Origin of the sequence: Bradyrhizobium sp. AZCC 2230, from assembly GCF_036924495.1 — a bacterium.
In the GTDB taxonomy this organism is placed as follows: domain Bacteria; phylum Pseudomonadota; class Alphaproteobacteria; order Rhizobiales; family Xanthobacteraceae; genus Bradyrhizobium; species Bradyrhizobium rifense.
Map to the genome: position 1 here is coordinate 5,712,774 of NZ_JAZHRS010000001.1, position 20,578 is coordinate 5,733,351.

Genomic DNA, 20,578 nt, shown 5'->3' on the forward strand with positions numbered 1-20,578 from the left:
AAGGCAGCTTGAACGAAGCCGGGTCGAGCGTTCACGCCTCCGCGGTCAAGGTCGGCCCCCTGGCGGTGCTGATCCGCGGGCCCTCGGGCGCCGGCAAATCGCGCCTTGCCTTCGATTTGATCATGGCGGGGCGCGCAGGCGTGGTCGAAAGGGCCGTTCTGGTCGGCGATGACCGTGTCTATCTGGCGACAGTCGGCAACGAAATTGAGGTCCGCCCTGCGACCATCCTGGCCGGCCTGATCGAGATCCGGGGCCTCGGCATCCGCCGCTGCGAGTTCGTGGGACAGGCGACGGTCGGCCTCGTGGTCGATCTCGCCGCGCCCGACGCGGAGCGCCTTCCGTCGCCGGACGCCCTGAAAACCAGCATTTCCGGTGTCGAATTACCGCGAATCCCGGTCGGAGCCGGTTACCAGCCCCTCCCCCTGGTTGTCGCGGCCTTAACCACTACCAAGAGTTAATCTTCCCTTAAGCCGTCCGACGATTGTTCGAAGGGAAATGGTAACCATATGAACCGCACACTCGCGACCGAATAGACCGGCGCAGCTCCCCTTATCCATCCGTCTAGATTCAGGGAGATACGCAACATCCCCCCTTGCGCGGGGGCTCTGGATGGTCAAAGTGGCGCGTTCGTGCGGTGCACCAAAAGCGCCCGCGGGAGTTTTCCGATGATTGGTCTAGTACTTGTGACCCACGGGCGCCTTGCCGACGAATTCAAGGCAGCGCTTGAGCATGTCATGGGCCCACAAAAGCAAATCGAAGCGATTACGATCGGTGCCGAAGACGATTCCGATCTGTGCCGAAGCGACATCATCGAGGCGGTTAACCGCGTCGATTCAGGCGACGGCGTTGCGATCCTCACCGACATGTTCGGCGGCACCCCGTCGAACCTCGCGATTTCCTGCATGAGCCGGCCGAAGGTCGAAGTGCTCGCGGGCATCAACCTGCCCATGCTGGTGAAGCTCGCCAAGGTGCGCGAGGAGCGTCCGCTGCCCGACGCGATCGCGATGGCCCAGGAAGCCGGCCGCAAATATGTCACCATCGCCAGTCGAGTGCTCGCCGGCAAATGAGCGACGACGCGCCACAAGCCGGGACGGGCGTGCCCGCGGGCGCGATCTCCAAAGAGCTCCTGATCATCAACAAGCGCGGCCTGCATGCGCGCGCCTCGGCGAAATTCGTCCAGGCGGTCGAGCGTTTCAACGCACAGGTGTGGGTGACGCGCGGCGGCGAAACCGTCGGCGGCACCTCGATCATGGGCCTGATGATGCTCGCGGCCGGACCGGGCACCACGATCACGGTCGCCGCCGCCGGCGACGATGCCGAGGCCGCGCTCGCGGCAATCACCGAGCTCGTTGAAAGCAAGTTCAACGAGGAAGGGGTTTAGGCCCCTCGGTCACTTCTCCGGCGGCGCGATGTAGACGTTCCAACTCATCGACGGGCCGGCCTTGCCGTGGGTGAAGCGGCGCGTCGTCATCACCATGCGTTCGGCGTTCGGCGCGATCTCGGACACCCACTTCTCAAATGCCGGCAAGCGACCATCGGTCGGATCGAACACGCCGACAAAACCGTATTTCTTGACGTCGTCGAGTGTCGTCAGCCCGGACCCCCACGCCTCGTTCGGCGTGAACGCAGCCGGATGATCCGGGCTGTAGAACACCATCGGCTGGATCGACTCCATCGTGCCGGCGACGATCGCCCAACGCGAGGCGAAGCGCGAATGCCAGGCTTGCGTCAGTTCCCGCGCGAGCTCCGAGCGTGCGCCATAAGTCGCCGTGTTGTCCGAATTCGCCGCCATCTCGCGTGCCGCAATCCAGGGCGAGGCGACGAGCGTCGCAACGCTGAGCACCAGCCAGATCGCGACGATGTTGAACAGCACCGCACTCTGCACCCGCAGCGCGGGGATCGCGACCAGTGCAAGCGGCACCAGGAAGAACAGCGAGATACCCCAATCGGTCTTCATGTAGATGCTGAAAGCGAGCGCGCCGAGCGGCGGCCCGGCTGCAACGATGATCTGGATGATCCAGATGTTCAGTGCCTGGGAAACATTGACGCCCACATTGGCGCCGCGCGCCCAGGCCCGCGTGACGATGCGCAAGGGAGCGCGCACAAGCAGCGTCAGCCACGGTGGCACCAGCGCCATCGCGAGCGCGGTGAGCGCCACGGGAAGAGCCAGCAGCGCGGCATTGTGCAGGACATAACCGAACACGAGCTGCCGTACCTGGCTGGCATCCTCGATGCTGTAGGTGTCGCCGGCATAGGTCAGCGGCACGAAATGCGCATCCGCGAGCCAGACGATGTGCGGGATCATCGCAACGACCATCGTCGCGATCGCGACCCAGGGCGCCGGCGACAGCAGGAACTTCATGCGCTCCGGATGAATCAGCGCGGCGAGCCCAATGGCGCCGATCATGGTCAGCACCCAGTATTTGGTCATCAGCGCCAGTGCGCCGGCGAGCCCGAGCCAGATTCCGGACTGCCAGCTCCGCTTCTCGAACGCATTGAGGTAAGCGAGCACGACGAGCGGCAGAGTGACGAGCTGAAGCAGATCGGGATTGTACTTGAAGCCCTTGAAATTGAAGATCGGATAGAGCGCGACCATCACCACGACCAGGAACGCGCGGCGCGGATCGACCACGCGCAACGCGACCAGCCAGCAGATCACCATGCCGACGCTGACGGTCGCCATCGCCAGCGCATAGGTCGCCCAGTCCGTCGCCGGGAACACCTTGAACCAGACGCCGGCGACCCAGCCCGACAGCGGCGGATGCTTGCCGTAGCCCCACAGGAATTTCTGGCCCCAGCCCCAGGCTTCTGCGACGTCCATGTGAACGTCCTGCGCCGCCTTGAGATTGATCAGGATGAAGGTCCAGATCACCGCGTGCAGAATGGCGAGCTGGATCACCAGCCAGAGCCGGGCCGAGGGGTGGGTTGCGCAGGCAACCAGCCAGGCCCGGAAACGGTCAAAGGAGAGGCGGGTCTTCGCGCGCGCCCGGGCGGAGGGGATCGAGGTCGTTGACATCGCCGTTGCGTAGCGCGTTTTGGGCTCCCGTGGAATCAGCTTGGCGTGAAGAAAGGCCCTGAAAATACAGCAATATGGTTGCCGCACGGGGATGTGAGTGGTATCCCGCGCCCATGACGACCGTCCCCATTTCCAACATCCGCAATTTCTCCATCGTCGCCCATATCGACCATGGCAAATCGACGCTGGCCGACCGCCTGATCCAGATGACCGGCGGCCTCACCGACCGTGAAATGGCGGGCAAGGAGCAGGTGCTCGATTCCATGGACATCGAGCGCGAGCGCGGCATCACCATCAAGGCGCAGACGGTCCGCCTCGCCTACCGCGCCAAGGACGGCAAGGATTACATCTTCAACCTGATGGACACGCCCGGCCACGTCGACTTCGCCTACGAAGTCTCGCGGTCGCTGGCGGCCTGCGAGGGTTCCCTGCTGGTGGTCGACGCCAGCCAGGGCGTCGAAGCGCAGACGCTCGCCAACGTCTACCAGGCGCTCGACAACAATCACGAGATCGTGCCGGTCCTGAACAAGGTCGACCTTCCGGCCGCCGAGCCCGAGAAGGTCAAGCAGCAGATCGAGGACGTCATCGGCATCGACGCGTCCGACGCGGTGATGATCTCGGCCAAGACCGGCCTCGGCGTGCCCGACGTGCTGGAAGCCATCGTCACCCGCCTGCCGCCGCCGAAGGGCGATCGCGACGCGACCCTGAAGGCGCTGCTGGTCGACAGCTGGTACGACGTCTATCTCGGCGTCGTGGTGCTGATCCGCGTCGTCGACGGCGTCATGAAGAAGGGCAGCCGCGTCCGCATGATGGGCACGGGCGCGGCCTACGACGTCGAGCGCGTCGGCTTCTTCACGCCGAAGATGACACAGATCGACGAGCTCGGCCCCGGCGAGATCGGCTTCATCACCGCCGCGATCAAGGAAGTCGCCGACACCCGCGTCGGCGACACCATCACCGACGACCGGAAGCCGGTGACCGAGATGCTGCCGGGCTTCAAGCCGGCGATCCCCGTGGTGTTCTGCGGCCTGTTCCCGGTCGACGCCGACGACTTCGAGACGCTGCGCGCCGCGATGGGCAAGCTGCGCCTGAACGACGCCAGCTTCTCCTTCGAGATGGAAACCTCGGCCGCACTCGGCTTCGGCTTCCGCTGCGGCTTCCTCGGGCTGCTGCACCTCGAGATCATCCAGGAGCGGCTGTCGCGCGAGTTCGATCTCAACCTGATCGCGACCGCGCCGAGCGTCATCTACAAGATGAAGCTCAACGACGGCTCCGAGATCGAGATCCACAATCCGATCGACATGCCCGACGTTGTGAAGATCGCGGAGATCCAGGAGCCCTGGATCGAGGCGACGATCCTCACGCCCGACGACTATCTCGGCAGCGTGCTGAAGCTGTGCCAGGACCGTCGCGGCGCGCAGAAGGAGCTGACCTATGTCGGCTCCCGCGCGATGGTGAAATACGATCTGCCGCTCAACGAAGTGGTGTTCGACTTCTACGACCGCCTGAAGTCGGTCTCCAAGGGCTACGCCTCGTTCGACTATCATCTGACCGACTACAAGCCGGCCGATCTCGTCAAGATGCAGATCCTCGTCAACAACGAGCCGGTCGACGCGCTCTCGATGCTGGTGCATCGCACCCGCGCGGAGGGCCGCGGCCGCGCCATGGTCGAGAAGATGAAGGACCTGATCCCGCCGCACATGTTCCAGATCCCGATCCAGGCGGCGATCGGCGGCAAGGTGATCGCGCGCGAGACCGTGCGCGCGCTGCGCAAGGACGTCACCGCCAAGTGCTACGGCGGCGACATCACGCGTAAGCGCAAACTTCTGGAGAAGCAGAAGGAAGGCAAGAAGAAGATGCGGCAGTTCGGCAAGGTCGACATCCCGCAGGAAGCCTTCATTGCCGCGCTGAAGGTCGACAGCTGAGGCTGGTCGGGGTTCGGCCGGGGATGCCCGGGGCCGGACAGCGCAAATCTCGAAAACAACCCCATGCACAGTAGCCGACGCGTTGTCGGCAAAGCGCCTTTTCGATTTTTGCGAATATTGGTTGACTCGTCGGGCAAAACACCGGCAAAGTGCGATCATTCCCCTCAGGGTTTCAGCACCGCCGAAGGCAGCCAGCCGATCGGCAATGCAAGAGCGTTCGATAGGAGTATCGAACAGATCGCGCGAAGGATTCTACCTTTACGAGTGTTTGTAACCCCGCCTATAGTGAAGCATTGCGGTTAACGGCGGGGAGGAGCATCGATGGCCCGCATCGCCCATATTTCAGATATCCATTTTGGCAGGTCATTTGTCGTCGACGTCTGGAACCGAATCAAGAGTGAGATCGCCGCATTCCATCCGAAAACGATCATAGCCTCGGGGGATTTCACCGACGACCCCGATCCGCTGCTGCTGCTTGCGGCCAAAAGCGAGCTTCAGGACCTCTGCAAGCGATGCGGCGATGATACTGAATTCTTCGTCGTTCCTGGAAATCACGATCTCCTCGACCTCGGCAACTTTCTACATCCCGGCAGCGCAAAATGGTTCGATCGCGTCATGTTCCATGACACGACGAGTTTGAGAGACAAGCTTCAATCGGACCTGGGCTTCAAACTCGGCCTCAATGCCGAAACGCTGCGCTGGACGAAATTTCCGCGGTTTCGCCGGATGCAGCCAAGCAACTGGCTTTCGGTAGCGACGCGGACCGACACATGCGATGGACGACTGCAGAGCTGCGACTATCGGAGAGCCGGCAAACGATGGCCGACCCGGAGCATCCACGACCGGACACTCATCACATGCCTCGATTCCAACAATCCATCGTTACGCCAGTTCGTCTTTGCGACCGGAACGATTGGAAGGAACCAGATCGAGAGGATTAAACCCTCGAACTTGCTTGCAACCTGCCCCTGCAGCGCGACGGCACCGAAAGAGGCGGAAGATGGAGGTATCTTGCTCCGGGTCGCCGTTCTGCATCACCACCCGATGCCGATCGCGGTCCGCGACAAATCTCTCGATGACGCGGATCGAGAGGCCAGGCTCGAGCCTTTCCTGATCCTCAAGAACAGCGGCGATCTCGTGCATGAGCTGCAGCGCTTGAAGTACGACCTGGTTCTGCATGGCCACAAGCACCGGCCACAATTCGCAAGAGTTGAGTTGGGTGCCGATCGTCCGGAGCGATATCCAATCCTGGTGCTTGCCGGCGGGAGCACCGCGAAGCGTGATGAGGCTCCGTCCGACAACACGCTCCGCGATATCGGGACCGAGCCCAACGGTCGGTTGAAGGTGCGGACTTTCTGGCAGGGTAATTTGCAGGATGAGCGGGACTATCGCGAACCGATCGAAATACTCAAGCGGCGCGCCTTCGCCCGCGCCCTGGACCGAACCGGCATCAAGGCAAAGCAGCTAATCTCTGATGTCGTGATCGACGAGGTTGGTCATATGCGCAGCCTCGACACAACGTCGCAATTGAGGGTGATAGACAAGGATCTGACCCTGACGGGCCTTGTCTCGAACGTCGATCTCGCCCCTCACGACACCCGTCTGGACGTTGAACTAGAGGAAGGGCGTGATCGGGTCAGTCTGTGCGTGCGAGACGATAAAGACAACATATTTCCTCTGAACGACCCCAAGGCTCCGGCGGATAGCTTCCACTGGTTGAACTTCCACGAGCCGCTGAGAGCCGACCAACAACCGCTCACCTTTGCGATCCGTGAGGCGGCTGCCAACAGCATGGCGATGAGTCAGTGGGAAATCGAACAACGGTCGCATCATCAGGGCGGCGCTGGAGATCCTGACTACGGGTATGAGGAGGTTGGCTCACATATCAGCTATCCGATCGAAAAATTGACGATACGGGTGACGTTTCCTCCCAATCTTGAAGGCATCGCGCCGAGGCCGCGCTGCCGGCGTCATCCCGACATACCGGACTTTCCTTTGCGCTACCTTCCAGAGCAACGTCCCAGACGTGATCAGCCTCGGCCTCAACTCATCTCCGACAACGATCTCGCAAAAGAGGAAATGCGAGAGCTGACCTACGATGCAAGAGAGCGATCATGGGAAGTGGTAATTGATCATCCGGTCCCCGGATGTTCCTACAGCCTGCAATGGCGCGTCCCCAATCCGCGTGCGCCACAGAAGGTTTGCGACCGTTCGACCGCCTACCGGAAAATGCTCGCGCGACTTTTCGACGGATCTTGCGGCGGCGACATCGTCAAGAAGTGTCAGGAGCGCTTCAACCGGCTCGCAAGAAGCCTCATGATGCGTTTTCGGTTCGAGTACGACCGTGCGGAAAACCAGACTGTCTTCCTGATGTTGTACGAGCCCAACGATCTTTGCCTTCGGCCTGCCTTGACGCAGGGCCCAATACCGGATGGAAACTACAAGGTGCCTCTCGGGGGTGGCGTGGCCGGAGCCGCCTTTCTGCAGCGACAGATTATCGCGTGGAAAAACGATCCAACCAGCAAATCTCTGATCAGGCCGGCCTCGTCCGGCGCACTCAATTCGCATTGGGTGCTGGCACTGCCGGTCTTTCACCAGGGAGGTCGGAATGCCAAGGGCGATGAGCTCGACACCGAGCCCGGCGCCGTACTCGCCGTCATCACGCTTGGATCGGACAATGCGGCATCAAGAATTAACGAATGTGCCCCCAACGACGACGATCCGAAGGGGGAAATGGCCAAAGAAATCGGGCAGGACGCCCAAATATTGGCACAACAATGCGTTTTCGACATGCTTAGGATCATCGGGAACGTCGGAGACCAAGCCGACCCCGTGGTTCCCACGGTCCCATGAAGCGGAAGTTCCCTTGCCCGCACCGACCGGGTGAACTAGGATTCTTAACGATTTTCTAGTACGGTCAAGTTGAGACGGAGATCGCCATGCGAATTGCGGACAATGTGATCGTGCATGACCCCGAGACGAGCCTCGGAAAGATCAATGCCGATCGCCTGCGTGCGCATGGTTGGCCCGAAGAGGTGGTCCAGCAGCAGCAGCAGCGCGAGCAGTCGTCGCAAGTATCGCCAACGCCGGGCGCCAATTCAACTTCGGATTAGCACGCTACCGGACACCTGCCGGGTCTCGGATCCGAAACGCCCGAGCCCGATTGCCAAAAAATCATCTGCCAGCCGCAAAGAGGCCGCCTTCACCCGATCGCGAAATCTGCCGCTGTCTCCGCGTGAATGGCCGTCGTCTCGAACGTCTCGACCGATGTATCGGCAGCGCCCACCAGCATCGTGATCTCGGTGCAGCCGAGGATGACGCACTCCGCGCCGCGGGCGACCAAGCTAAGCTCCAGTTGCTGTTCGACCAACTGCTCGATGATCACTTCATAGGCTGATGAAGTCGGCGGATGCACGCCGCGTGGTTCTGGAGAATCGTCGCCATCATGGCTTTAGCGCTCACGCGCGCTCGTCTGAAAATTTGGGCGGCATAAAAACAATCCGAGGTGGATGCCGCGGACGATGAATGCTCAACGCCGTAAATGTACGGGGAAGCGCGTCGGTACATCCTTTGCAATTGCACCAGTTGTGCGCGAAACGCGATTTGAAGGTGTAATGAAGTCGCAGCGCTCTTCGTGGCTGAAAATTAGTTTTGCGTCATAATCGTAATGACTCCGACGCAAAAAAAGAAAATAGGCTGCAATCAACAAGAATAAATAATGGGAGGAGCACATGGATACTGCAGGTCGCCTGCGCGCGATGGCAGTGTTGTGCCGTCAGACAGCCACGCGTCATCCTGATCGAAGTTGGAAACTGCTCGCCGAAGCTGAGTATTGGGAGCATTTGGCCAATGATGCGGCGCTCGATCATGTTGACCACTGCTCAGTTTGCTCACCGCTTCCTGGAGCGCGCAGTATCACACAACCGGCCGCGGCACCCGCGGAGTGATTGCGAAACAAAATAGTTTGTTAGCTTCTGTGTGCCTAACTTGATGAGTGCCGCTGCTCACCGCCGATTGCGGCACATTGGAATGGGAATGCCGGCCCCGGCTGTTACCCCATCCTGCGGCTGGGGCCGTTTTGAACTTTCACAGCATCGTTCAACCCGGTCCACAACCATGATTAGAGGCATCGCTATAGCGCTATTCGGAATGGGCTTCCTTTCCCAGCTTGATGGAGCGCTGTTCAACGGTCGCAATACTGAGGCCGCGCTTCGGCTCATGCGGGACATCAGCAGAGGCTTCGGACTGTAGCACACCGTCCGTGCGCCTTCGTTGATCGGGCTGCGCCCCGCCACGGCCGCTACTTCTTCAACAATATTCCCTTCGTTCGCGCCATTCGCCTGACTGATCCGGCGTGGCGGCCCAATTCCGCGGTTATCTTCGATGCGCCAACGCCCCGCCGGGCCAGCGCGACCAACCGCCGAATCTCCTGCTCGGCCCATTGCTTTGGCTTCGGTGTTTTCATGGTGCGGCCCCACGACCTGCACCACTTAACGACTGCAGCTAGGGGACAGCACTTGGGAATTTTACGGGTGGCGCACCCGGGTAATTCTAGTCAGCTCGATGACGATGTTTGATGGGCTTCGCTTCGCTCAGCCCATCCTACGCGCTGTTCTCAGATCGCAGTTGGGGGTGGTCTGTCGGATCGCCAGCCGGACGTTCGTTGGTTGGTGTTGCTACCTAAAATCATGGTCGACTTCCAGAACGCGCTATCGATCTCAGTTCACGCGGAACTCCTGCAAATCCGGGGGCTTGGAACGTCACATCGCAATGTCTGTTGTCTTTTCAGAAATGTCCGTTGTGGTGCCCCCCACCTTCGTGGAGCGTCAGATGAGCAAAAGCAAACTGACCACAGGGTCAAAGCGCGTCCGCAATCCGAAAAAGGCTGCGCAGGCCCAACAGAACAAGCAGGACGTCGTTAGAAGCCCGAAAGCCAATTTGTCGAATTCTGTTGCAGCAGCCTCGATTGAATCGCCTCTTGAGCACGATCCAAAACAGGATGCTCCCTTCATCGAGACGCGGGTGGATCCGTTACCAGCTGACCTCAGTCAGAGGATGACGGATAGCGATCCAACGAAAGGCCTCGCTTTGGCGACGGTAAACGTGCAGGCCTATCAAGCGAAACTTCTTGAGATAGCCCACGCCAACTGGCAATTTGCTTTTGAATTCGGCCTGAGGCTTGCGGCGACCAGGTCGCCTACGGAATTTTTCACCGTCATTACGGAGTTTACAAGCAGACAGATCGACATGTTCGGGCAGCATGCGAAAGAAATGGCTGCATATCCGTTCTGGCGCATCGATGCGTCCCGGGAGCTTCCGGTTCGGCCTGGACAATGACAGCAAGCCGTGCCCGCTGCGGCAAATGGATGGACGCAGCGCGGCGACGACGTTTTGCTTGCGTTCGGCTAGGCGAGTTGGGCTCACCGGGAGGAAGCCGGAATCAGCAGTTACCATTGACCCCCAACCGACATCTGACAGGCTGTCGGTTGAGGTGTGCGAGTGACCCAAAGCAACGCTGGACCTGATTGTGGCCAGTTTGCCAACTTTATCGGCGAACAGCTCGTAGCTCGTAGGATGGGTTGAGCTCTTGCGAAACCCATCGCCTGACGGGCGGAGCAAGTATCTGGCAATTCTAGTCAGCTCGATGACGATGTTTGATGGGTTTCGCTTCGCTCAACCCATCCTACGCGCTGGCTGCTCACACCCAGCGTCGCACTCGCGCGACATAGTCGTCATAAGCCGCGCCGAATTGCCGGCGCATCTTGGCTTCCTCGAAGGGAATGTGCACCCAGTTGGCCGTCGCGAAGACCGCGACGGGCGCGATAAACATTGGCCACGCGCCGACCCACACGGCGATGCCCAGAGCGAGGAGGACGAGGCCCAGATACATCGGATTGCGGGTGAACCGGTAGGGACCGCTGGTGACCAGTTTGCGGTTGGTCGGCGACGTCGGCTCGATTTCGGTACCTTCGCGCTGGAAAAGCACGAAAGCCCACACCGGGGAAACGAACGCAATCACCACCAAGGCGATTCCCAGCGGCGGAAGCGGCAGGCCGGGGAACTCCAGCCAGCCAAGCCACCAGCTCAACGCCGCGCTGAGAAGGATGTAGATCAACGTCCAGATCGGTGGAGGAAGCTTGACCATGGTCGAGGCCCAACCGGATGAAACGCTCAATCGTCATCACTTGCGTCGTCGCGTTTCGCTACAGCAAGACTTTGTCCGCTTTGGGGTCCGCGCGCCGGCAGGGCAATCGCATATGAGGAGCGAGGTCCAGCGGCATCGGCACTGCGCTCCCTCTCCCGCTTGCGGGGGAGGGCTGGGGTGGGGGTGCATCCACGTTGGGATTCCCTGCGCGGAGAGAGCCCCCACCCGCCACGCTCTTCGAGCGCGTCGGCCTCCCCCGCAAGCGGGAGAGGCGAAGCGAGCGCGTAGAATGGGTTGAGCTCTTGCGAAACCCATCGCCTGACGGGCGGAGCGAGTATCTGGCAATTCTAGTCAGCTCGATGACGATGTTTGATGGGTTTCGCTTCGCTCAACCCATCCTACGCGCTGAGGCCGCGCTTCGGCTCATGCGGGACATCAGCAGAGGCTTCGGACTGTAGGACACCGTCCGCGCCTTCGTTGATTGGGCTGCGCCCCGCCAGCCGCCTACGTTCTTCGTGTACGGCGGACATGTCGCTCTGCCGATCCTACGGGCTCATGTCAGCTCTTGCCCCAGGCCGTGTGAAAATCCCGCAACTTGGGGCGCGCTTTGGCGCATTTCGCACCGCCTAGCTTCTAATTCGGTGGAATCGACTCCCTGTCATCTCAGTGGCAACCAGGAGCGTCATATAGACGCTGATTTGGTCGCGCAGAGTCCGGCCTCACGCCCGCATCGCCTCCAGCAATCCGCCTACGCCCACGATCATCATCACGCGCTTCATGTTGTAGGCGAGCACGTTGAGCGCCATTTCGGTGGCCACCTTTGGCAGCTTTTTCGTGAGAAAGTGCGTTGCCCCCATCCAACACTTCATCGTGCCGAACGGATGCTCCACTGTCTGACGGCGAACCCTCATTGCATTGGGGTTGTGGTCAAGCCGATTCTGAACTTTCTCCAGAACGACCTCGTGCTCCCAGCGTGAGATGCGGCGCTCGGGGCCTGTCGTGCACTGAGCTTTTAGCGCGCAGGTTTTGCAGGCGCTTGTCCAATAGCGGCGCAGTGTCTTTCCGTCCTCTACGTTCGTATAGTGATAAGTTAGCCGCTCGCCGGCGGGACAGCGATAGACATCGTCGGCGGCGACATAGACGAAGTCCTGTTTGCCGAAGCGGCCAGCAGCTTTGGCGCCCGAAGTCATCGGCTTCGGCAACGTCACCGTGATGTCGGCTTCCTCGCAGGCCCTGATCTCCTCACCATCGTAATAGCCGCGGTCTGCCACGACTTCGAGCGCCTCGACAGCCATCTCGCCGCGCGCCTGTCCGGCCATGTTGGCGAGTTGGTGGCGATCGGTGCCCACGTTAGTCACCTCGTGAGCCACGATGAGATGATGCTGCGTATCAACCGCAATTTGCACGTTGTAGCCAACGATGCCGGTGTCCTTGCCACTGGTCGCCATCGAGCGTGCGTCAGGATCGGTCAGCGAGATCTGCTTGTCCTCGCTCTTCATCATCTCCGCATTGATCGCATTGAGCCGGACAATCTCCTCCTTGAGCTTCTCGATCTTTCCATTCAATCGCTCAACCTTCGCCTCCGGCACCGCATCGCCGTGTCGATCGGCGGTCTCGAGCTGTGAGAGATACCGGGCGATGCTCTCGTCGATCCGCTCCAGACGCCGCTTCATCTTCGCCTCGGTGAAGTTCTTGTCCCGCGCATTGACGGCCTTGAACTTCGATCCATCGATGGCGACGCTCGCTGCAACAAGCAGATCAAGGCTTGCGGCACAGCGCGACGAACTCGCGGCAGACCTCACGAATGGCCTTGCCATTGTCCTTGCGGAAATCCGCGATGGTCTTGAAGTCCGGCGTCAACTGCCCGGTCAACCAGATCATCTCGATATTGCGCTGGCATTCCCGCTCCAGGCGCCGGCTCGACGGAACCCGATTAAGATAGCCGTAGATGTACAGCTTGAGCATAACACCGGGGTGATAGCTGGGTCGGCCGGTATCGAGGGGCTGGACACCGACAAACCCGAGCTTATCGAGATCGAGACCGTCGACGAACACGTCGACCGCACGCACCGGGTTATCCTCGGTTACATAATCGTCGAGCGATGCCGGAAACATCGTGCTCTGCCCGCGATCCAACCCTTCAACAAAGCGCTTCATCAGATGCCCCGCAAAGTCACCGGGAATCTTATCGTGCGAATCACGGAAAACAGAGCGTTTTCACACGGCCTGGCCCCAAGGCCGACATCCAGACGCTTCTCGCAAGGAACACCGCAGAAGGCTCCACCTCGATAAGGAACTCGTCCTTGGCGAGGCTTGGCACTCCAATCCAGGTTGTACACGGCGGGTTATCGCCGAACACCACTTTGAGAGCGGCGCTGATGGCTTCTCCCTCGTGCATATGACTTTGCTTGATGTAGAGCCGCAACGCACCGACCTGATCGAGGTTCGCACCAACCGATCTCAGTGCAACGCTGAGATTTTCGAGGCTCTTACCGAGTTGACGACCGATGTCGCCGGCGCCAATGACGTTCTGATGTGCGTCCCAGGCAACCTGGCCGGACACATGCACAATGTTGCCGAACGGTGTGGGGACCGTAGCAACCTGCGCGAAACCGTAGCGTGAGCTATCGAAGATTCCGATAGGAACATGCATCGTTCGGCTCATGAGAGCTCCCTTGGCCAGCGCGCCAATCAGCGGCGTCACCACCAGTAGAGCAGAAAGCCAGCAAGGGGAAAATCAGCCTATCGCCCATAGCCGACATACCCGTCAGCGAGACAACGAACGCTCCTCCCAGATCGGACATCGCCGAAATCTCGACTTCAGACGAGCATCGAACGTCCGCCGGCGCCGCCCTCACCCGATCGCGAAATCCGCCGCTGTCTCCGCATGAATGGCCGTCGTGTCGAACGTCTCGACCGATGTGTCGTCCGGGCCCACCAGCATCGTGATCTCGGTGCAGCCGAGGATGATGCACTCTGCACCGCGCGCGACGAGCGCGGCCATCACGTCCTGATAGCGGCGGCGCGAGGGTTCGGCGACGACGCCAAGGCACAGCTCGTCGTAGATGATGCGGTTCACGTCGGCGCGCGCCTCAGGGGGAGGAACGAGGACATCGAGATCATGCGCGCGCAGACGATCGATGTAGAAGTCCTCCTCCATCGTGAATTTGGTGCCGAGCAACCCGACCCGCCGATATCCCTTGGCCCGGATGCGTTGTGCCGTTGCGTCGCCGATGTGAATGAAGGGAATGGTCAGCTTCGAGGTGATATCGGGCGCGAGCTTGTGCATCGTGTTCGTGCACAGCACGATCGCACCGGCGCCTGCGCTTTCGAGCCGCTGCGCGACCTCGGCAAGGCTCGTCGCCGCCTCGGCCCAGCGGCCGGCATATTGCATCTCCTTGATCTCCTGGAAGTCGTAGGAGTACAGCAGCAGCGGCACCGAATGCAGCTTGCCCATGCGGTCGCGGACGCGCTCGTTGATGAGCTTGTAATAGAGCGCGGTGCTCTCCCAGCTCATGCCGCCGATCAGGCCGATGGTTTGCATCTAGGCGTCTCCGGAAAGTGGCTCGATCGGATCGTAGACGAGGACTTCGGGGCTTGCCATGGCACAACCCATCACAACTGTCACCCCGTCATCCCCGCGCAATGGCGAAGCCATTGTCGCTGGAGGAAGCTTGCGATGCGAAGCTGAGCCTCGAAGGATGAGCGGCCAGGACGCGGCAGCCGGGCCGTCGCCCTTCGAGGGCCGCTGAAGAAGCGGCCACCTCAGGGTGACGGGGATAGAGTCGGGCGCAACTGCCCTCTCTGTTGGGCAGTCTCAGTGTCATGCGGCGTAACATTCCGGCGCGTCATAAGGAACAAGCGACCCAGACAGCAGTTGCACGACATCGGCCCTCGAAGTCGAAATCACTGAGAGGCTCTGAGATCAGGGAAGAAGAAGCCATTGCGTGCCTTCATCATCGCATTGTCGGTCTTTGGACTTTTCGCCGGTGCCGATGTTGCCAAAGCCGGACCCAGCACGGCCGACCGCGAACTGGTGGCATCCGTCGATCCGGCGGCCAATGCCCAGGAGGCAACTCAGGAAACCGAAGATCAGGTGGGCCTCGACAAGGGAAGGCGTCGAGACGTGCAGCGCCGGCTGACCCGTCTCGGCTTCGACACCAAGGTCAACGGACGTTTCGATGAGGCGACCCGGTCCGTCATAACCCGCTGGCAGGCAGCACGCGGCTATCCCAAGACGGGCTTCCTCAACACGCTACAGCATCAGGCGCTACTGACCGAGTCGGTCTCGGCAGCGCACGCGGGCTCCAGCAGCAGTGACAAATCCGATGAAGGACGCCCGGCCCATCGTCACGGTGGGGGTGGTGCTCACCGTCACGGCGGCGGTGGCCGCCCGGGTGGACTGATTGGCGGCGTCGTGGGCGGACTGTTCGGACGCAGGTAACCGGACAAATCGTAGTGCCGGACATCCACCCGGCGCGATGACTGGCGCAGGCGCGACGCCGTGCTCACCGCCGCGCGGCGAGCAGGTTCGACGGGGCCGCTTGCAAGGCCGCACGCCTCTCGACCATGGCATGATTGAACAGTTCGAGCACCAGGCCGAACGCTGCCAGTTCCTCCTCCTCGATCAAGCCGCCATCGTAGCAGTCGAGCGTTTCCGCAATGATGGTGTCGACCTCCTGCTGCATGGCCAGCAGCGCGTGGTCGAATTCCGCGGTCCGCACCTTTGAAACCATGGCCAGAATTTGATGGCGATGGCTGGTATTCTCGTCCCTGTCGTCCCGATTCAAATATTGGCGCAACCAGGCGCCGGCCGAACCAATGCCGGAGAGAAGCAGGAGCGCGAACCAGAAATAGTCGCCATATTTGTCGAGGAAGGTGCGTTCAGTCCCGTCGATCACGGCTGCCGCTCCCCGATGTATCGGCAACTCGCCTTCTTTCTCGGTGTCCGGCTTGGTAATTTGCGCAGCGCCAGGCACTTGCTTTGCAATCGCCTGCCGGAGAGCGAATTCTTGCCGGTAAAATGCCGCCACCGTTGTTTCGGACAAAGCTTTCCGTGCCACGATCAAGTGGCTGACACTGACTGTGTCCACCTTGTCATCCGGCCAGGCCGGGTTCGCATTGAAAATGCTTGGCGGGATTTCTTCCGATTCGTAACTCGGGTGCTTCAGGGCGATGGCTTCCGACGCATCGATCGCGAGAAACTTTGGCTCGCCATGGGCGCGAGCCGTCGCGGCGATCGCGCCGGAGGTTATGTTGCTGTCGAGTGGACCGACCGTCATGAATGCATCGAGGGAGGGGTCACGCGCCATATTCTCGATCTGGCCCGTGCCAAACTGCGTCACCGTGACCTTGTCCGCCTCCACGCCGGAGGCGCTCAGGATGACCCGCAGCAACGCGGCGTTCGCCGGCGTCGTGCCGATCACGCCCACCTTGTGCCCCGCGAGATCGGCGATCTCCTTGATTTTCGGCCCCGGCTTTTTCTTGGAGCCCTTGCCTGCAAGCCCCGAGCCAGACCACAGCACGACGAAGTTCTTGCGCAGGATGACGACTATTTGCGCGTCGGCCGGCATCTCCAGATCGCCACGACCGACAGCAAGGTCGGCCTTGCCGGCACCCAGTAAAGCGAGAGCTTCGACCGCTCCGGCAGTCGCGATCGGCGACAACCTCACAGTCCTGCTTTCGCCGGCGAAGGCCGCGGTCATTGCCTCAATCACCTTGTGATCGTTGCTTCCCGGCGGTCCGACGGCAATCCGGAGCGTGACCGGCCGCAGCGCATAAAACAGTGTGCCCGTGGCGGCTCCAAAAACAAGAAATCCAACGGCCAAAATCAGCAGCAGGCTCTTCGTCCTTCTCCGCCCGCGGCGGGCTGCGTCAGTGACTTTCATCTGCGCATCAGAAGAGGACATTTGCCGTTGCCGGTCGGAGATCAGGATCGCTGCCTGCCTTGCAAGAATACCACCTTCTTCCGAAGGAAGATAACGTCCGGGCAGCAGCACTTGTATCCCGGCACAAGCGCGAGCTTTGGCGGCCGACCGATATAAATTGCTGGTCGCGGTGTCGTATATCCCGTGGCTATCGTAAGCGCGAGACCGTTGCGGTTCCCCCCGGTATTCCGGGATGCCCGAGCCGTTTCCGTTCCGATGGAATCGGACGGGGCTCTGGATTCTCGTGTTCGGCCTGATCGGCCGCAAAGCGCCGGTTTGAGCAGGCGCCGAGCCGGACGGCTTCGCGACCGCGGCATCACGCCTCCGCGACGAGGGGAATAGGCAGTCTTCGATGCCAATCTGAATGTCAGAACCGCGCATCTCGCGTGGAGGCCATCCGGAGGCATTCATGATCACCTCGAAGCTGCTGGTTGCGTTCGCACTCGTCTCGACGATCGGCGCCGTGTCGGCGCAATCGTTCCGTCCGTCGGTGGCTGGAAGGGAAACCACCACCAAACCGTGGACCGCGCCGGTCGGCCACCGCCAGCCTCACGCGGCCGACGTTCCCGCAACGACCATGGGACCGCTGGATGTCCTCGATCAGGAAGATGCCAGTGTCGACCGCAAGATCAGCGGAATTTGCCGGGGTTGCTGAGCGGGCCGAAATGTTCGGCAGGAGGCGTTAACGACGTTTAATGGTTCCAGCCTGAGTGCGATCGCTTCGAAGTTTGTTAAAACTTGCTGGGTACCTCTTCCAGGCATAGTGATCTGGGGGAAGACATGGGTAAGCGGGCCAAACGTGGAAAGGCAGAAGCGCTCGCAGTACCAATGGCCGCGAGAGTTGCAATTGGCGCCGTAGCCGTCGCCGCATTGGGATACAGTTTGCTGTCTCGCCCGGCGAGCGTGCCATCGATGCGGAAGCCGCCCGCGCACGAGGCCTTGGCATCATCAACCCCGGTTTACGTGGCAACTCCAGTTCACGCATCAGCGCCGGCTCCGTCCCCGATTCCAACCCCGGCGCCCCTGATCGAACCACCAAAGGCCGCTGACGGTCCCGGAGCGCTTGTCCGGCAGGTGGTTGACTACGCCAGCCACCAGGCGCCGGGCACCGTGATCATCGATACCAGGAACACGTTCCTGTATTTCGTTCTGAACGACGCGCAAGCGATGCGCTACGGCATCGGTGTCGGCCGCGAAGGTTTCACATGGTCCGGTGAACAGACCGTGGCCCGCAAGACCGAATGGCCGGATTGGCGTCCGCCTGCAGAGATGCTCGTGCGTCAGCCTTACCTGCCGCGGTTCATGGCAGGCGGTCCCACCAACCCGCTCGGCGCCCGGGCGATGTATCTGGGCGAGACCGAATTTAGAATTCACGGCACCAACAAGCCCGATACGATCGGGAAGCGGGTGTCGTCCGGCTGTATCCGCCTGACCAATGACGACGTCGTCGACCTTTACGAGCGGGTGAAAGTCGGAGCGAAAGTGATCGTGCTTCCGCCAGCCGCTGCCCGTCGTCCGCCCCAAGGCGCGCCGCCCGACGCCGCTTTCCGATCGCCGGACCCGGCATTGCCGTCGAACCGGCCCTCGGCAACCAACGCGCAGATGCCGTCATCCGGACCGAAGGTCGCCGAGGTCCAGTAACTCGATCCTCTGTCCTCCAGCATATAGGCTGATTTATCGGCCGATCTTCTTGATGCAGGTGGGTTCGCTGCTGGGGTGAGGTATGCAATCCCAGTCAGGTCCAAAGCCCGCATTGGCGTTCCGCTGTGGCAGGAAAGGGTAATAAACCGCAACGGCCGCGAAGATGGTGACAGCAATGATTGCCAACACCAGCGTCCATGCAATACCCGCGCGATCCGGACTCCAGTGGAGTCGTCGAATGGATCGATGCTTCCTTGGATTGGGGTGCCTCACCGCCGTATCATCGATGTGGTCCCGGCGATCATTCGCGCGTTCTCCAGAGCCGCCGCGATTCTCTCCAGGGCGGCGTTCCTATGCTGCATATCGACGACCTGTTGTTCGCAAACCTCGATCATCGTTCGCCCAGACCACCGCCGGCACGCATGCACGCCTATTCGGGAGCAAAGCCAGCCCGCCACCGCGAAAAGGACAATAGTGAAGAGCCAAGATAACGCCTGCCCCTGACCGAGGTCAGCGATGGCGCTGCGGAAATCGCCCTTGGACAGGTACGCGCTGGCGCGACTGCTATGGGCGTCGCTTTCGTTCGGATAGAGCGCGATGATCTGATCGTAGTCGGCGATGGCGCGGTCGACGTCACCCCTGGCTTGATAAGAGTAGGCGCGATAATAGTAGGCGTCCCTGTATGGCGGATAGAGCGCGATCGCCTGACTACAGTCGGCGATGGCGCGATCAAGGTCGCCCCTCTCCCTGTATGCGAGGCAGCGGTCGTAGTAGGCCAGCGCATATTTCGGATAAAGCGCGATCACATGGTCGTAGTCAGCGATGGCGTGATCGAGATCGCCTATGGCATGGTAGGCGCTGCCTCGGGCGGTGCGGGTGGCATTGTTGTCCGCGTCGAGCTGGAGGCTGTTGGTATAGTCCGCGATGGCCCGCCCGTTGTCACCTTTGGCCTGATAGGCGTAGCCGCGCTCGCCGTATCCGATTCGCCTTCCATAGTCCGACAGGCCGCCTTCGAACGCCCGGTTCACGTCCGCTATCGCCCGGTCGTAGTCATGCCGTTGATTGTAGATCTGCGACCGGTTGAGCAATGAGCTAACGGCTTTCGGGTAAAGCCGGATCGCCTCGGTGTAGTCTTTGAAGGCGCGGTCGGCGCGATCGGCGAGGCTTGTTCGCGACCAAGAATAGCCACGCGCATGATACAGGTTGGACAGGTCCTGGTCATCGTAGTCTCCGCTTTCGATCGCGCGGGTACAGGCGGCGATGGTCGTTTCAGCGGTTTCCGTCGATCCGTGCAAACAGCCCTGTCGATCGTCCGCTGCCGCCGGTCGGCTGACAGCAACGGTTGCTGCGAATGCCAAGGCGACCAGCCAGACATGCGCGGAAATCGCTGAGCGCATCCTCTTCTCCCCGCGATGCACCAATGTTCGAGCTAACCGGCAGACGGCTTTTCAAGAGCCATCGCGATCCTCTCCAGCAACGCGTTCGTGCGTTGGGTTTCGACGATCTGCTGCTCGAAGAGATCGACCCAACTCGCTCCGGATGAGGCGCGCCCATTCCTGCGCGAAAACCAGAACCAGACGCCCACCAGCGCCAGGAAGGGCAACCAGGACACAATCAGACTCACCAACCAGTACGGCACACCACCGCGAGGTGTGAGCGTAAACCAGGCGAGGAAAGCTCCGACGAGAATGATCCACACAGCGACGGGCAGAAACCAAGAGCGAAGCTTGGTCATTCCAGGCACGATAGTCCCCTTGGTTGGTCTCAGGAAGGGCATGCTATCATTGGTTGATTGGCCTTTCCATGCCTGCCCCTCTGCGGCCGTCGCAACGTGGTTAGCCGTTTCTTGCTCGGCCATCACAAGAGGCTCGGCGCCAGCGAGCACGCTGGCACAGGTCGCGACTGCGCGCCATCCTCCTCTCCA

General features: G+C 61.0%; 18 protein-coding genes and 1 pseudogene. 10 read left to right on the plus strand and 9 right to left on the minus strand.

All coding sequences use genetic code 11. From position 1 onward, the window contains the following. Positions 1-8: 8 nt before the first annotated feature. From V1280_RS27345 to V1280_RS27355, 3 genes are all read left to right on the plus strand, one after another. Positions 9-458: an HPr kinase/phosphorylase gene (locus tag V1280_RS27345; RefSeq protein WP_334531379.1), complete on the plus strand. Its 450-nt coding sequence runs from the start codon at positions 9-11 to the stop codon at positions 456-458. Positions 459-665: 207 nt separating this feature from the next. Beyond that, positions 666-1,067 carry a PTS sugar transporter subunit IIA gene (locus tag V1280_RS27350; RefSeq protein ID WP_007597752.1) on the plus strand — a complete coding sequence of 134 codons (402 nt, stop codon included), beginning with the start codon at positions 666-668 and terminating at the stop codon, positions 1,065-1,067. Beyond that, complete coding sequence (locus tag V1280_RS27355) at positions 1,064-1,381, plus strand: HPr family phosphocarrier protein (RefSeq protein ID WP_027535784.1); 318 nt, start codon at positions 1,064-1,066, stop codon at positions 1,379-1,381. Before V1280_RS27350 ends, V1280_RS27355 begins: the two co-directional genes overlap by 4 nt. Positions 1,382-1,390: 9 nt before the next feature. Here the strand turns inward: V1280_RS27355 and V1280_RS27360 are convergent, their stop codons facing one another. After that, complete coding sequence (locus V1280_RS27360) at positions 1,391-3,016, minus strand: glycosyltransferase family 39 protein (RefSeq protein ID WP_334531388.1); 1,626 nt, start codon at positions 3,014-3,016, stop codon at positions 1,391-1,393. Positions 3,017-3,129: 113 nt separating this feature from the next. On the opposite strand from V1280_RS27360, the gene lepA reads away from it, so the two are divergent. The 3 genes from lepA to V1280_RS27375 all read left to right on the plus strand — a co-directional run bounded on the left by lepA (position 3,130) and on the right by V1280_RS27375 (position 8,054). Further along, a complete protein-coding gene (lepA, locus tag V1280_RS27365; RefSeq protein ID WP_334531391.1) occupies positions 3,130-4,941 on the plus strand; it encodes a translation elongation factor 4 in 1,812 nt (603 codons plus the stop codon). 321 nt (positions 4,942-5,262) lie between these two features. Further along, positions 5,263-7,794 (plus strand): metallophosphoesterase family protein, encoded by a 2,532-nt coding sequence (locus V1280_RS27370; protein ID WP_334531394.1) that lies wholly within the window; start codon positions 5,263-5,265, stop codon positions 7,792-7,794. 86 nt (positions 7,795-7,880) lie between these two features. Next, entirely contained in the window at positions 7,881-8,054 is a 174-nt protein-coding gene (locus V1280_RS27375) for a hypothetical protein (RefSeq protein ID WP_334531397.1), read from the plus strand. An 89-nt stretch (positions 8,055-8,143) separates the two neighbouring features. On the opposite strand, the gene V1280_RS27380 is transcribed toward V1280_RS27375, so the two are convergent. Next, complete coding sequence (locus V1280_RS27380; protein WP_334531400.1) at positions 8,144-8,356, minus strand: hypothetical protein; 213 nt, start codon at positions 8,354-8,356, stop codon at positions 8,144-8,146. Between the two features lie 1,415 nt (positions 8,357-9,771). Between V1280_RS27380 and V1280_RS27385 the strand changes: the two genes are divergently transcribed. Further along, a complete protein-coding gene (locus V1280_RS27385) occupies positions 9,772-10,278 on the plus strand; it encodes a phasin family protein (RefSeq protein ID WP_334531403.1) in 507 nt (168 codons plus the stop codon). 361 nt (positions 10,279-10,639) lie between these two features. Here V1280_RS27385 and V1280_RS27390 read toward each other — a convergent pair whose 3' ends face one another. The 4 genes and pseudogenes from V1280_RS27390 to V1280_RS27405 form a co-directional block, all read right to left on the minus strand. Then, a complete protein-coding gene (locus tag V1280_RS27390) occupies positions 10,640-11,086 on the minus strand; it encodes a methyltransferase family protein (protein WP_334531407.1) in 447 nt (148 codons plus the stop codon). A 719-nt stretch (positions 11,087-11,805) separates the two neighbouring features. Further along, positions 11,806-13,243: pseudogene (locus V1280_RS27395) on the minus strand (IS1182 family transposase). A gap of 40 nt (positions 13,244-13,283) precedes the next feature. After that, positions 13,284-13,751 (minus strand): RidA family protein, encoded by a 468-nt coding sequence (locus tag V1280_RS27400; RefSeq protein WP_334531410.1) that lies wholly within the window; start codon positions 13,749-13,751, stop codon positions 13,284-13,286. A 189-nt stretch (positions 13,752-13,940) separates the two neighbouring features. Then, complete coding sequence (locus tag V1280_RS27405) at positions 13,941-14,630, minus strand: aspartate/glutamate racemase family protein (RefSeq protein WP_334531413.1); 690 nt, start codon at positions 14,628-14,630, stop codon at positions 13,941-13,943. 399 nt (positions 14,631-15,029) lie between these two features. Between V1280_RS27405 and V1280_RS27410 the strand changes: the two genes are divergently transcribed. Further along, on the plus strand, positions 15,030-15,530 hold the full coding sequence (locus V1280_RS27410) for a peptidoglycan-binding domain-containing protein (RefSeq protein WP_334531416.1): 501 nt from the start codon (positions 15,030-15,032) through the stop codon (positions 15,528-15,530). Between the two features lie 64 nt (positions 15,531-15,594). Here the strand turns inward: V1280_RS27410 and V1280_RS27415 are convergent, their stop codons facing one another. Next, positions 15,595-16,995, minus strand: a complete 1,401-nt coding sequence (locus V1280_RS27415; RefSeq protein WP_334538435.1) for a TAXI family TRAP transporter solute-binding subunit — start codon at positions 16,993-16,995, stop codon at positions 15,595-15,597. A gap of 427 nt (positions 16,996-17,422) precedes the next feature. Here V1280_RS27415 and V1280_RS27420 point away from each other — a divergent pair, with 427 nt between their 5' ends. Next, on the plus strand, positions 17,423-17,668 hold the full coding sequence (locus V1280_RS27420) for a hypothetical protein (protein ID WP_334531419.1): 246 nt from the start codon (positions 17,423-17,425) through the stop codon (positions 17,666-17,668). A 125-nt stretch (positions 17,669-17,793) separates the two neighbouring features. Then, positions 17,794-18,654 carry a L,D-transpeptidase gene (locus V1280_RS27425; RefSeq protein WP_334538436.1) on the plus strand — a complete coding sequence of 287 codons (861 nt, stop codon included), beginning with the start codon at positions 17,794-17,796 and terminating at the stop codon, positions 18,652-18,654. Between the two features lie 269 nt (positions 18,655-18,923). Here the strand turns inward: V1280_RS27425 and V1280_RS27430 are convergent, their stop codons facing one another. Next, positions 18,924-20,051 carry a tetratricopeptide repeat protein gene (locus V1280_RS27430; protein ID WP_334531421.1) on the minus strand — a complete coding sequence of 376 codons (1,128 nt, stop codon included), beginning with the start codon at positions 20,049-20,051 and terminating at the stop codon, positions 18,924-18,926. Between the two features lie 32 nt (positions 20,052-20,083). Then, positions 20,084-20,512, minus strand: a complete 429-nt coding sequence (locus V1280_RS27435; RefSeq protein ID WP_334531424.1) for a hypothetical protein — start codon at positions 20,510-20,512, stop codon at positions 20,084-20,086. Between the last annotated feature and the right edge of the window lie 66 nt (positions 20,513-20,578).

Excerpts from the sequence above, each read along its gene's own strand:
- V1280_RS27350 (WP_007597752.1), top strand. The coding sequence starts at position 666 with ATGATTGGTCTAGTACTTGTGACCCACGGGCGCCTTGCCGACGAATTC.
- V1280_RS27355 (WP_027535784.1), top strand. The coding sequence starts at position 1,064 with ATGAGCGACGACGCGCCACAAGCCGGGACGGGCGTGCCCGCGGGCGCG.
- V1280_RS27360 (WP_334531388.1), bottom strand. The coding sequence starts at position 3,016 with ATGTCAACGACCTCGATCCCCTCCGCCCGGGCGCGCGCGAAGACCCGC.
- lepA (WP_334531391.1), top strand. The coding sequence starts at position 3,130 with ATGACGACCGTCCCCATTTCCAACATCCGCAATTTCTCCATCGTCGCC.
- V1280_RS27370 (WP_334531394.1), top strand. The coding sequence starts at position 5,263 with ATGGCCCGCATCGCCCATATTTCAGATATCCATTTTGGCAGGTCATTT.
- V1280_RS27375 (WP_334531397.1), top strand. The coding sequence starts at position 7,881 with ATGCGAATTGCGGACAATGTGATCGTGCATGACCCCGAGACGAGCCTC.
- V1280_RS27385 (WP_334531403.1), top strand. The coding sequence starts at position 9,772 with ATGAGCAAAAGCAAACTGACCACAGGGTCAAAGCGCGTCCGCAATCCG.
- V1280_RS27390 (WP_334531407.1), bottom strand. The coding sequence starts at position 11,086 with ATGGTCAAGCTTCCTCCACCGATCTGGACGTTGATCTACATCCTTCTC.
- V1280_RS27400 (WP_334531410.1), bottom strand. The coding sequence starts at position 13,751 with ATGAGCCGAACGATGCATGTTCCTATCGGAATCTTCGATAGCTCACGC.
- V1280_RS27405 (WP_334531413.1), bottom strand. The coding sequence starts at position 14,630 with ATGCAAACCATCGGCCTGATCGGCGGCATGAGCTGGGAGAGCACCGCG.
- V1280_RS27415 (WP_334538435.1), bottom strand. The coding sequence starts at position 16,995 with ATGTCCTCTTCTGATGCGCAGATGAAAGTCACTGACGCAGCCCGCCGC.
- V1280_RS27420 (WP_334531419.1), top strand. The coding sequence starts at position 17,423 with ATGATCACCTCGAAGCTGCTGGTTGCGTTCGCACTCGTCTCGACGATC.
- V1280_RS27425 (WP_334538436.1), top strand. The coding sequence starts at position 17,794 with ATGGGTAAGCGGGCCAAACGTGGAAAGGCAGAAGCGCTCGCAGTACCA.
- V1280_RS27430 (WP_334531421.1), bottom strand. The coding sequence starts at position 20,051 with ATGCGCTCAGCGATTTCCGCGCATGTCTGGCTGGTCGCCTTGGCATTC.
- V1280_RS27435 (WP_334531424.1), bottom strand. The coding sequence starts at position 20,512 with ATGGCCGAGCAAGAAACGGCTAACCACGTTGCGACGGCCGCAGAGGGG.